12 protein-coding genes are annotated in these 12,534 nt (G+C 49.2%); all 12 read left to right on the forward strand.

The genetic code is table 11. The features are described from left to right. The first annotated feature begins 371 nt into the window (after positions 1 to 371). The 12 genes from BOC67_RS00710 (at position 372) to BOC67_RS00765 (ending at position 12,119) form a co-directional block, all read left to right on the forward strand. On the forward strand, positions 372 to 926 hold the full coding sequence (locus tag BOC67_RS00710; protein ID WP_291906252.1) for a peroxiredoxin: 555 nt from the start codon (positions 372 to 374) through the stop codon (positions 924 to 926). A gap of 73 nt (positions 927 to 999) precedes the next feature. Next, positions 1,000 to 1,587, forward strand: coding sequence for a carboxymuconolactone decarboxylase family protein (locus BOC67_RS00715; protein WP_291906253.1), 588 nt, complete (start codon positions 1,000 to 1,002; stop codon positions 1,585 to 1,587). A 193-nt stretch (positions 1,588 to 1,780) separates the two neighbouring features. Then, a complete protein-coding gene (gene rpmB / locus BOC67_RS00720) occupies positions 1,781 to 2,017 on the forward strand; it encodes a 50S ribosomal protein L28 (RefSeq protein WP_073086206.1) in 237 nt (78 codons plus the stop codon). A gap of 29 nt (positions 2,018 to 2,046) precedes the next feature. After that, on the forward strand, positions 2,047 to 2,229 hold the full coding sequence (gene rpmG, locus BOC67_RS00725; RefSeq protein WP_291906257.1) for a 50S ribosomal protein L33: 183 nt from the start codon (positions 2,047 to 2,049) through the stop codon (positions 2,227 to 2,229). Positions 2,230 to 2,304: 75 nt separating this feature from the next. After that, entirely contained in the window at positions 2,305 to 2,478 is a 174-nt protein-coding gene (locus tag BOC67_RS00730; RefSeq protein ID WP_073086210.1) for a DUF4295 family protein, read from the forward strand. A 146-nt stretch (positions 2,479 to 2,624) separates the two neighbouring features. Then, complete coding sequence (gene ftsY / locus BOC67_RS00735) at positions 2,625 to 3,587, forward strand: signal recognition particle-docking protein FtsY (RefSeq protein WP_291906261.1); 963 nt, start codon at positions 2,625 to 2,627, stop codon at positions 3,585 to 3,587. 250 nt (positions 3,588 to 3,837) lie between these two features. After that, the gene (locus BOC67_RS00740) at positions 3,838 to 4,716 is read left to right on the forward strand and encodes a cupin-like domain-containing protein (protein WP_291906262.1); all 879 of its coding nucleotides are present in this window, start codon (positions 3,838 to 3,840) and stop codon (positions 4,714 to 4,716) included. Between the two features lie 222 nt (positions 4,717 to 4,938). Further along, positions 4,939 to 6,246: a 30S ribosomal protein S12 methylthiotransferase RimO gene (rimO, locus tag BOC67_RS00745; protein WP_291906264.1), complete on the forward strand. Its 1,308-nt coding sequence runs from the start codon at positions 4,939 to 4,941 to the stop codon at positions 6,244 to 6,246. A 131-nt stretch (positions 6,247 to 6,377) separates the two neighbouring features. After that, entirely contained in the window at positions 6,378 to 8,129 is a 1,752-nt protein-coding gene (locus BOC67_RS00750) for a DEAD/DEAH box helicase (protein ID WP_291906265.1), read from the forward strand. Between the two features lie 125 nt (positions 8,130 to 8,254). Next, positions 8,255 to 10,195, forward strand: coding sequence for a 1,4-alpha-glucan branching protein GlgB (gene glgB, locus BOC67_RS00755; protein ID WP_291906268.1), 1,941 nt, complete (start codon positions 8,255 to 8,257; stop codon positions 10,193 to 10,195). 197 nt (positions 10,196 to 10,392) lie between these two features. Next, complete coding sequence (locus BOC67_RS00760) at positions 10,393 to 11,292, forward strand: DUF4382 domain-containing protein (protein WP_291906269.1); 900 nt, start codon at positions 10,393 to 10,395, stop codon at positions 11,290 to 11,292. A gap of 203 nt (positions 11,293 to 11,495) precedes the next feature. Next, positions 11,496 to 12,119: a hypothetical protein gene (locus tag BOC67_RS00765; protein ID WP_291906270.1), complete on the forward strand. Its 624-nt coding sequence runs from the start codon at positions 11,496 to 11,498 to the stop codon at positions 12,117 to 12,119. Positions 12,120 to 12,534 lie beyond the last annotated feature (415 nt).

Consider the following 12,534-nt stretch of genomic DNA (forward strand, 5'->3'; position numbering starts at 1 on the left):
ATGATGCTGTTTTTAATAAACGGAATCAGAGCAAGTCCAATCGTAACGATCACGAGTAATAAGTATTTCTTTTTCATTTCCATGCTAAAATTTAATTTTTCCAGATTTAAAAAGCTTCACTTATATAACTAATTTCCGTGCCAAAATGTTACGGAAATCCCATAAAAATGTGATCCGCCGTATTAAATTATTGTATATAGAGGGGCAGGGGCTTTGCTGTAGTGCTTCACTGCGGTATTTTTTCCTATATATAGAGAAACTCAATATCACATTTTAAAAATCTATTTGATTAATAATGAATGTAAAGTGATCTTTGCGCCTGCAAAAACGACATTTAGCTGAAGCAACAAATCAAAAATCGAATATAGAATATGAAAAATGTTATCTTATCCGTAGGATCAGAGTTTCCTGAATTCAAAAAAACGGCTGTAGTTTCTATCGAGAAGGGCAAAGAGTTCTACGAACTGTCTTCTGAAGAGCTGAAAAACTCCGGTAAATGGATGGTGATGTTCTGGTGGCCTAAGGACTTTACGTTTGTATGCCCTACTGAAATTGCTGAATTCAACAAACATGCGCAGGATTTCGCTGACCGCGATGCGGTACTGATCGGTGCTTCTACTGACAGCGAGTTCGTTCACGCAGCATGGAGAAGAGACCACGAAGACCTGCGCGGTCTGCAGTTCCCGATGCTGGCTGATACTTCCAAATCCCTGGCAGAAGAACTGGGTATCCTGGAAGCCAATGAAAAAGTGGCATACCGTGCTACTTACATTGTAGACCCTCAGGGAATTGTGCGTTGGGTATCCCTGTACGACCTGTCCGTAGGCCGCAGCGTGAAAGAAGTACTGCGCGTGCTGGACGCCCTGCAGACAGATGAGCTGTGCCCATGCAACTGGCAGAAAGGCGAAGCTACCCTGTCCGCTTAATTATTATCAATACTACATTACATACCCGGGAAGCAGCGTGCTGCTTCCCGGAGTTTTAAACACGAAATAGCATATGTTTGCAACAACCAATCAGGATACCGCTGTACAATTGTTAGAAGCGGTTGGTTTGGCAGAACTGCCGGTATCTGAAAAGTTACAGGCGCTGGTAAATGCGGATGCGCGTTACCTGAAAGATCTGAAGATCAACGTTACGAATGCACTTGGTGCAAGTACCCTTAGCAAGAAGGAAGCCTATCTGATAGGACTGTCTGTTGCGGTGAACGAGAAGCATGCCGCACTGGAGGCTGCTTTCGGGAAACTGGCCAAACAGGAAGGCGCTACTGAGAAAGAGATTGCTGAAGTAATGAGCTGCACTTCCCTGATGAACGCCAACAATATCTATTATAGATTCAGGCACTTCGTAAATAAGGAATTCTATACTACTACCGCTGCCGGTATCCGTATGAGCATTATGGCCAACCCGGTGCTGGGCAAGGAGTTTTTCGAGTTGCTGAGCCTGGTGATTTCCGCCCTCAACGGCTGTGAAATGTGCGTTACCTCCCATGAAGAAGCTGTCGTAAAACACGGTACCGAACCGCAGCGCGTGCTGGAAGCGGTGAGATTAGGCGCTGTGCTGAAGAGTCTTATTGTATTGTTATAAAAAATATATAAAAAGTAGAAGTTATACTAACTACTGCTGTAAACAATTGATTATCAAACTGATGTAAGATCGGGTGTTGCTTGTGGACAGGTGTTATACCATACAAATTTTGAATTTGTGAATAAATTCATGCAATAATATTTGTAAAGTCCACAAAAAAATCTGACTTTTGCATTCCTAAAATTTTTAGATCATGGCAAGAGTATGTCAGGTGACAGGAAAGAAGCCGATTACAGGTCACCATGTTTCCTTCTCCAATATCAAGACAAAGAGAAGGTTTCTGCCTAACCTGCAGAAAAAACGTTTTTTCCTGGCGGAAGAAGACAAATGGATATCTTTAAAAGTATCTGCTGACGGTTTAAGAACCATCAACAAGAGAGGTTTGTATGCAGTAGTGAAGGAATTGCGTGCAGCTGGTCAGGAAATTTAATTCTAGGACTCACTTAATTTGTATACAAAATGGCAAAAAAAGGTAACAGAGTGCAGGTAATTCTGGAATGCACTGAGCATAAAAACTCAGGTCTGGCTGGAACTTCCCGCTACATCTCTACAAAGAATAAGAAAAATACTCCAGAGCGTCTGGAGCTGAAGAAGTACAACCCTATCATGAGAAAGGTGACTGTACACAAAGAAATTAAATAGTTAATTGTTAGTGGTTAATGGCTGTAATGCAATAAACGGCCATATAGCCATCGACCATAAAACAAACGCAATACAATGGCAAAAGCAGTTTCAAAGAACTCGAAAGTAAAAGACGCTAAAGCAGCAGCTGATGCAAAGGTGTGGACCAAAGTTGTGAAAGCAGTTCGCTCTCCTAAAACCGGTGCCTATACTTTCAAAGAAGCTATCGTGCACAAAGACAAAGTGCAGGAGCATATCAACGCTAAGTAATTCGGCTTTACTAATATCATACTTAAAAGCTGTCCCTTAACAGGACAGCTTTTTGTGTTTGTGCCATCTTTGCCATAAAAGCCGTATTTTAGCGACCTGAATTGAAAAATGAACCCGGCCGCCTTTGTTGGCCCACTTTAATTAATATGAGCTTTTTCAAAAATCTATTCTCCAGAGAAAAAAAGGAAAGCCTGGATCAGGGACTCCAAAAAACAAAAGAAAGTTTCCTCTCCAGGATCGGACGCGCCATCGCCGGTAAGTCCACCGTTGACACCGAAGTACTGGATAACCTCGAAGAAGCATTGGTTGCAGCCGATGTAGGGGTAGATACCACCGTAAAAATCATCGATAGGATCGAACAACGCGTTGCGAAAGATAAATACCTGGGAACGAGTGAGTTAAACAGGTTGTTGCAAGAAGAAATTGCAGCGCTGCTCGTGGACGCGCCGGATAGCGGCTTCCGCGACTTTGACGTGCCGGCAGATAAAAAGCCTTATGTAATCATGGTTGTAGGCGTAAACGGCGTGGGTAAAACCACCACCATCGGCAAACTGGCCTATAACTTCAAGAAAGCCGGTAAATCTGTACTGCTGGGCGCAGCGGATACCTTCCGCGCCGCCGCGGTAGACCAGCTGACCATCTGGAGCGACAGGGTAGGGGTGCCGATCGTAAAACAGGCCATGGGGTCAGACCCCGGCGCCGTTGCCTTCGATACCGTACAAAGCGGCGCCGCCCGTAACGTGGACGTCATCATCATCGATACCGCCGGCCGCCTCCACAACAAAACCCACCTCATGGACGAGCTGAGCAAAATCAAACGCGTGATGAAAAAAGTCATCCCCGACGCGCCGCATGAAGTCCTTCTCGTACTCGACGGCTCTACCGGGCAAAACGCAGTGGAACAGGCCAGGCAATTCACCGCTGCCACCGAAGTGACCTCCCTCGCCATCACCAAACTGGACGGTACCGCAAAAGGCGGCGTAGTACTCGCCATCGCCAACCAGTTCAAAATCCCGGTGAAATACATCGGTATCGGTGAAAAAATGGAAGACCTGCAGGTTTTTGACAAACATGCCTTCGTGGATTCATTGTTCAGTGTAACTGATTGATAATGAAATTTATATAATTGTTGTTTGGAGTTCTGAATTATACTTATTTAAAATTTTACTTCAAATAAATAACAGCTGACCACTAAGCGAACAAATGCATTATATTCGCATTATTAAAATAAACGCTTAGTGGTCAGCTTTTTTTGTCTGGCTTTCCGTATTCGATTAGTTTTTGTTGCCACATAACCAAGCCTTCGCTAAATTAGAGTAGTTGTTTTTTTGGTACCCTTTTTAATAACAATTCGTAGTTATGAATATTTCAAGCATAGATCGAGTTGATAATATTACACCGGAGGAATTCAAAAGAAACTATTACCTGCCACGTAAACCGGTAGTAATTACAGGACTCAGCAAAAATTGGCCAGCTAAAGAGAAATGGACCTGGGACTATTTCAAATCCATCGTAGGGGACAAAACCGTAGGCGTCTACAACAACACCAGGGCAGACGCGAACACGCCGGTAAACGGCGCTGATGACTACATCAAGTTCGGCGACTACCTGGACCTCATCCAGAAAGGCCCCGTAGCCCTTCGCATCTTCCTCTTTAACATCTTCCAGCACGCACCGCAACTCACGGAAGATTTTACCTGGCCGGATAACTATTCAAAAGGCCTCCTTAAAAAATATCCCATGCTGTTTGTCGGCGGAGCCGGCTCCGTGGCACATATGCATTACGATATCGACCTCTCCCATATATTCCATACCCAGTTCGTCGGCCGCAAACGCGTCCTGCTCCTGGAAAACAAGCAGTCGCCCTACATCTACCGCATGCCTTTTACGGTAGAGAGCGCCGCTAACTTCGTGAACTGGCATGAGCAGCTGAATACGGCGGACTTCCCGGCGCTTAAATACGCCTCCGGCCTCACCACCATCCTCGAACACGGGGATACCCTGTTTATGCCGGGCGGGTACTGGCACCATATGGAATATATCGACAGCGGCTTTGCCATGAGCCTCCGCGCGCTGGACCACTCCCTGGTAGGTAAGCTGAACGGGCTCTACCACATCGTCGGGCTCCGCGGCATGAATAACCTGCTCATTAAAATGGCCCCCCAGTGGTGGTACCACAAAAAGCGGGAACTGGCCCGGAACAAGGCAGATAAATTGCTGAAAACTATATCGGCATAAAAACGGTTTAGCAGCTGCAAACGCTTTGTTTGCAGCTGTTTATCTTTAATTTCATAATTATCAATTCTTTTTGCTACCTTTGCACCTTCCTTACTCAACCCCCACTAAGGCTCAAAGTCACGTACAGTAAGTCTGCTGTTTTATCATGTTAGTGTCTGTGTGTCTTCGTGGCGGTAAGCGGTCCGGTAATAAGCCTGCACCGCAAGCGCTAAAACATTCGCATTGAAGACGAAAACTTTAAAGAAAGACAAGGTTAATATTATTACGCTTGGATGTTCCAAGAACATGGTTGATTCGGAAGTATTGAGCGGTCAGCTCGCTGCTAACGATATCGACGTGGTGCACGAAAGCACAAAGCGGGACCACAACATCGTGGTAGTCAATACCTGCGGTTTTATTGACAAAGCCAAGGAAGAATCCATCAACACCATCCTGGAACAGGTAGAGCTCAAAGAGCGCGGTAAACTCGATAAAGTGTATGTTACCGGCTGCCTGAGCGAACGCTATCGCGGCGACCTCGAAGCGGAGATCGCAGGCGTGGACGCCTGGTTCGGCACCATGGAACTCCCCCTGATCCTTAAAAAATTTGACGCGGATTATAAGGCCGAACTGATCGGAGAGCGCCTGCTGGCCACTCCTTCCCACTACGCCTACCTCAAGATCGCCGAGGGCTGCAACCGCACCTGCGCTTTCTGCGCTATCCCGCTCATGCGCGGCCAGCACGTTTCCAAACCCATCGAGGAACTGGTGGCGGAAGCGGAGAAGCTCGTGAAATTCGGCGTGAAAGAAATCATGCTCATCGCACAGGAACTGACCTACTACGGGCTGGACCTGTATAAGCAACGCCGCCTGGGCGACCTGATGCGGGCCCTCGCGCAGGTGAAAGGGTTAGAGTGGATTCGCCTCCACTACGCTTATCCGACCAAATTCCCCATGGAAATCCTGGATGTGATGAACGAGTACCCGAACATCTGCAAATACCTGGATATGCCGCTGCAACATGCCTCCAACGGCATGCTCAAAGCCATGAAACGCCAGATCACCCGCGAGGAAATCGAAGACCTGGTACACGCCATCCGCGAAAAAGTACCCGGCATCGCCCTCCGCACCACCCTCATTGCCGGATTCCCCGGCGAAACGGAGGAAGATGTGGAAGAACTCAAAGGATTCCTCGAAAGAATGCGTTTCGACCGCGTAGGCGTATTCACCTACAGCCACGAAGAAGGCACCAGCGCCTACGAGCTGGAAGACGACATCCCGGCTGAGGAAAAAGAAAGAAGAGCACAGGACATCATGGCCGTGCAACAGGAAATCTCCCTGGAGAAAAACCAGGAAATGGTAGGGAAGGTTTTCAAAGTAATCGTAGACAAAAAAGAGTCCGGCAGATACCTTGCTCGCACTGAATTTGACTCAGTGGAAGTAGATAATGAAGTGATCATCAATACCACCAAACGCCTCAAACCCGGCGACTTCGTGGAAGTGCGTATCACAAAAGCATTCGACTACGACCTCGAAGGAGAACTGGTGTAAGCAGCGCAACAGCAGGCGTTGCCTCTTTGTCCGGGTAAAAGACCCGGTAACAGCAAAAATTTTTCAACAGTCCCCCAACAAAAAGGGGCCTATTACTACAGCTCCCGACGGAGCTGGATCAATGTAAATCAATGACAACATTTGAATCTCTGGGCTTAAAAGAGTCCATCTTAAAGGGAATTACAGACTTGGGCTTTGTTGCTCCAACCCCCATTCAGGAAAAGGCTATTCCCGTATTATTGAGTGGTGACCGCGACTTTGTAGGTCTTGCCCAGACGGGCACTGGTAAAACGGCAGCTTTTGGCCTGCCCTTACTCCAGCAAATCGACGTTAACCTGCACAAACCTCAGGGACTGGTGCTTTGCCCTACCCGTGAGCTCTGCCTGCAGATTACCAACGACCTGAAAAACTTCAGTAAACACCTGGGCGACGTTAGCATCGTAGCCGTTTACGGTGGTTCCAGCATCGTACAGCAACTGCGCGAACTGAAAAGAGGCGTCCACATCGTGGTAGCTACCCCGGGCCGCCTGCTCGATATCATCGACCGCGGCGCCATTAACTTCGACAACGTACGCTACGCCGTACTGGACGAAGCAGACGAAATGCTGAACATGGGCTTCCAGGAAGACATCAACAGCATCCTCTCCAACACGCCTGAAGAAAAAACAACCTGGCTGTTCTCCGCTACCATGCCGCAGGAAGTTCGCCGTATCGCCCAGAAATACATGGAAGATCCGTTTGAACTCACCGTAGGTAACAAAAACAGCGGTAACGCCAACATCGAACACGAATACTACGTGGTACGCCCACGCGAAAAATATGCGGCGCTCAAACGCCTCGTGGATTATAACCCGGATATCTTCGGTATCATCTTTACCCGTACCAAGATCGAATCCCAGGAAATCGCCGAATCCCTGATCAAGGACGGTTACAATGCAGACGCCCTGCATGGCGACCTCACCCAGCAACAGCGCGATAAAGTGATGAAACGCTTCCGCGAAAGAGCCCTCCAGGTACTGGTAGCTACTGACGTGGCAGCCCGCGGTATCGACGTTGACAACGTTACCCACGTTATCAACTACGAACTGCCTGACGACGTGGAAAACTACACCCACCGCTCCGGCCGTACCGCCAGAGCCGGTAAATCCGGTACCTCCATCGCCATCATCAGCAGCCGCGATATCGGGAAAATCCGCCAGATCGAAAGAGTGATCGGTAAGAAATTTATCAAAGGTGAAGTACCGGACGGTTTCGCCGTTTGCGAAAAACAACTCTTCGGCCTCATCCACCGCGTACATAACGTAACCGTAAACGAAGAACAGATCGAACCATACCTGGAACGCATCAACGAAGAATTTGCCAACATGAGCAAAGAAGAGCTGATCAAGCGTTTCGCTTCCCTGGAATTCAACCAGTTCCTGGAATACTACCAGGATGCGCCGGATCTGAACGTGAAAGAAGAAAAACGCACCTTCGAAGACAGACGCCGCGATAATAGCAAATTCACCCGCCTGTTCATCAACCTCGGCTCTGTAGACGATTTCAACCGCGGCGATATGCTCCGCTACCTCTGCGATAACACAGGCTTGCGCGGCAACAAAATCGGCCGTATCGACCTGAAAGGCGTTTACTCCTTCTTCGAGGTAGAAAACGACGCAGTGGAAAAGGTGACCCAGGCATTCAAAAAAGTAGAATACAACGGCCGCTCCGTTAGGATCGAAATGTCCCAGGACGGCGATAAACGCCGTGGCGGCGGTGGCGGACGCAGAGATGACGGTCCGCGCAAACGCTGGCACAGCACGGAAGGCGGCAGCCGCGGAGAAAAAAGAGAATACTCCGGCGGTGGCAGCAGACCTCCGTTCAAACGTAAGTTTAATGCCTAAGCAGCATAAATAGTAAAGAGTCGCCACTAGGCGGCTCTTTCTTTTTCCCGGGAATCCGAAAAATTTTTCTTTGCTTTGAAATTTAAACTATCTTGTTAATCCAGACAATTCAACCAAGCAGAGCTATGACCGGAGATTCCAGCGTTCAACAGTCCGTTATACCCTTTTCCCTTTTCACATCCGCTGATATTGCCCTGTTCCAGGCAGGCTCACACTACCGGCTATACGAAAAGTTCGGCGCCCGCGTGACCCATTGCGATGGCATCGCAGGTACGTACTTCGCTGTATGGGCGCCGGATGCGGCGTATGTTTCCGTCACGGGCGACTTCAATCAGTGGGATCGCTACAGCCACACCCTGTTACCCCGATGGGACAGCTCCGGCATCTGGGAAGGTTTTATTCCCGGTGTTGCGGAAGGCTGCCTGTATAAATATTTTATCCGCTCCAACAGCGGGGAGGAATTATTCAAGGGCGACCCCTACGCCACCCACTGGGAAGTGCGGCCCAAAACGGCTTCCATCGTACATCCGCTGGATTACAAATGGAAGGATAAAACCTGGCTGGAAAAACGCCACCAGCACAATTCCCTGAAAAAAACATTCAGCGTGTATGAAGTGCACCTGGGCTCCTGGCGCAAGCCGGACCCCATGGAAGCGGAGAAGTTTTACTCCTACCCGGAAATCACCCGCATGCTTGTACCTTACGTGCAGGAAATGGGCTTCACACACGTGGAGTTCATGCCGGTAATGGAACATCCGTTTGACGGCTCCTGGGGGTACCAGCTCACCGGCTATTACGCGCCGACCTCCCGGTACGGCACGCCCCAGCAATTCATGGAAATGGTGGACGCCTTCCACGAGGCAGGCATCGGCGTGATCCTCGACTGGGTGCCTTCGCACTTCCCGTACGATGCGCATGGCCTCTTCCGCTTTGATGGCTCGCATACCTACGAATATGCGGATATGCGTAAAGGTTACCATCCGGACTGGAATTCCTATATCTTCAACTACGGCCGCAACGAAGTCCGTTCCTTCCTGCTCAGCAACGCCGTGTACTGGCTCGATAAATACCATGTGGACGGGCTCCGCGTAGATGCCGTAGCCTCCATGATACACCTGGATTACAGCCGGGAAAGAGGCGCCTGGGACCCGAACGAATTTGGCGGGAACGAAAACCTCGAAGCCATCAGCTTCGTAAAAAAGCTGAACGAAACCATCTACGCCCTCTACCCGGATGTGCAAACCATCGCGGAAGAATCCACTTCCTTCTATGGCGTATCCCGGCCTACCTTCCTCGGTGGCCTGGGCTTCGGCATGAAATGGATGATGGGCTGGATGAACGATACGCTGGATTATTTCAAGAAGGACCCCATCCACCGAAAGTGGTTTCAGAACGATCTGACCTTTAGCCTCGTGTACGCCTTCAGCGAAAACTTCATGCTGCCGTTCAGCCACGATGAAGTGGTGCACGGTAAGTCGCCCATGCTCTATAAAATGCCGGGGGACGACTGGCAGAAGTTCGCCAACCTGCGGCTCCTCTACAGCTACATGTTCACCCACCCGGGCACGAAGCTGCTCTTTATGGGCGATGAATTCGGGCAAACTTCCGAATGGAACTACAAGACGGAACTGGATTGGCACCTGCTGAAATACAAACCACACGAAGGCCTGAAAAACTATGTCAAGGCCCTCAACGCGCTGTACACCGGCAGCTCTGCCCTCTATGAGCAACAGTTTGACGGGGCGGGCTTTGAGTGGATCACGGTGAACGATTACGATAACTGCGTGCTCATTTACATGCGCAAAGGCTTGCAGCCGGACGATCTGCTGCTCGTAGCCCTGAACATGACGCCCGTGCCGCGGGAGAATTACGTGGTAGGCGTGCCGGTACCGGGGCAGTGGAAGGAGATCCTGAACAGTGATGACCCTGCGTTTTACGGCAGCGGCGTGGTAAATACGGGCGTACTGGAAAGCCGGAAACAGACCTATAACGGAAAGGATTATACGATAACGTTGCGGCTGCCCCCGCTGGGCGCCAGCATCTCCCAATATATCCCTGGTAAATAAACGAAGGGGCTCCGAAGAGGTTGTAGCCGGACTGTTCTGCGGAACAGTCCGGCTTTTTTTGGTCAATATTTTGCTGCAATAAGACTAAACTTCCGCACGTTATTTTAGTCTTATAACAGATTCAGCCAAAGCGTCAATCAATTTTTCAACCAAACCAATAAACCATCATCATTTATTGATTTCAAAACCAGTAGTTTATGAAAAACGCACTCCGTAATGCCGGATTGTTGTTGGCGGTTATTGTTACAGGAGCGGCAGTCCTGATCAGCGCCTGCAATAAGGATAATTCCGTAAACAATGAGCCGATTCCGGCCAACAAGCAAAAAGTAAGTCTGTATTTGTCCGACGACCCCGGGTATTTTGACCAGGTGCTGCTGGACATCCGCAAGGTGGAGGTACTCGTGGATACCTGCGGCAAGATCGATAACAGCAACTGGACGGACCGGGACCGCTGCGGTTGGGACGATGTGTTCGGCCGCCGTACGGACAGCTGCCAGGTCTGGGATTCCCTCGGCATCAAAGCCGGCGTGTACGACCTGCTGACCCTGCGCAATGGTACAGATACGCTGCTGGCCGGCGGTACTGTTAGCAAAGGTACCATCGAGCGTATCCGCATCACCATCGGCGACAATAACTCGCTGGTGAAAAACGGCGTGACCTACCCCGTGAAATCCCTTACCGGCCAAAGCAAAATTGTGGTGCGCGTGCGCCATACCGAGTGGGACCAGCTGACGGCTGACAACCTGCGCCTGTGGCTGGATTTCGATGTACAGCGCTCCATCATCAAAACGAGGGACGGCAAGTTCTTCCTGACCCCGTACATCAACGTATTTACCATTCTCAAGATGGGCAGCCTTTCAGGCCGTATCACGCCAAGCGAGGCTTACCCCGTGGTATCCGTGTACAACAGCAACAAGGACACGCTCTATGCGCTGCCATGGAGAGATGGTTTCTTCAAGGTAAGAGGCCTGAAGCCAGGCACCTGGAACGTGTTTATCAACCCGGATGCGGCCTTTAAGGATACGACCCTTACCAATGTGACCATCACCGCCGGTAAGGACACGAACCTCGGCGCCATCAAGCTGACTAAAAAATAAGCGCTATCCATATTTATCGCGGGGAGGGGAGGCCGGCGCCTGCTTCTCCCCGTTGTTTTTTGGGGCCTTCGGCAGATGTCTAAGGCCGCGGTAGCGGGGAGGCAACGTGAGGGCTATAGCACTGCCGGTTGCCATATTCGATTCGGCAGCATGCCGCCTTAGGCATGGCGTCTGAAATATAAATCCTAACTTGTAAAAAAAAGATGATGCGTCAATTACTGTTACTATGCCTTATGAACGCCTTTGTAATGGCCGGTTTCGCGCAGGAGCGACTGGTGTATAAAGTTCCGAAACACAACCAGCGGGACGAGAAGGGGCGCAAGCAGGGCCTTTGGATGGAAGAAGTGGGAGAGCTGCGCGGTGAGCCAGGATACACCTGGGAAGGGAATTACAAAAACGGCCGCAAGGAAGGCGTCTGGAAAAAAACGACCGCTTCCGGCCACCTGCTGGCGGAAGAAACCTACAAAAATGATGTACTCAACGGTTATTGCAAATACTACTACCCCGATGGCAAAAAGAGCGCGGAAGGCCAGTATGTAGCCACGGAAATCCCCGGGCAGAAGGATACCGTAATGGTGATAGACCTGGAAACCCAGCAGGAGAAGCCGATGGAGATCATCCGGGAAGGCAATCCCGTACGCCACGGCGTCTGGAAACTCTACGATGAAGAAACGGGGAAGATGGTGAAGGAATATTATCGTTTAGGCGAGGTTGTTACGGCGGAGGACTTCGGCGACAACGATTCCATTCCCGTGAAAGCAGCGCCCAAAGCGCAGCCGTCGCAATTGCCCCATGAAGGGATAAAGGGCGGCAAAAAAAAGCATTAATTCAAAAATGAACAGGCGCTAAACAAAAATGAACAAAAAGATTTGTCCATTTTAGCTTTTTTCTTTGTACATTCATTTTAGGAAAAGATGTTAAGACGTATGTAGAGGCCCCCTGGAATACCCCCTCAGTATTTCAGCATTTTTTAAATCCTTTTAATTTGTTTGTATGAAAAGCCTAAGTTTAGACCACGCCGAACGTAGACAAGAAATGAATAACTACGAAATGACTACTGATAAGATAGAGATCCTGTTTCGGGCAGTATTCGTGTTCCTGATCTTTTGTGCGTTGATTTCTATTTGTTTTCTGTCAATCTATTACTAATAGTTTGACCCAATTAGCCTATCAGTAATAAACATATACAATTCATCAAGCAAAAAAGCCTTCCTCCTGGAAGGCTTTTTTGCTTAAGCAAGT

Source organism: Chitinophaga sp. CB10 (assembly GCA_001870995.2).
Lineage (GTDB): Bacteria > Bacteroidota > Bacteroidia > Chitinophagales > Chitinophagaceae > Chitinophaga.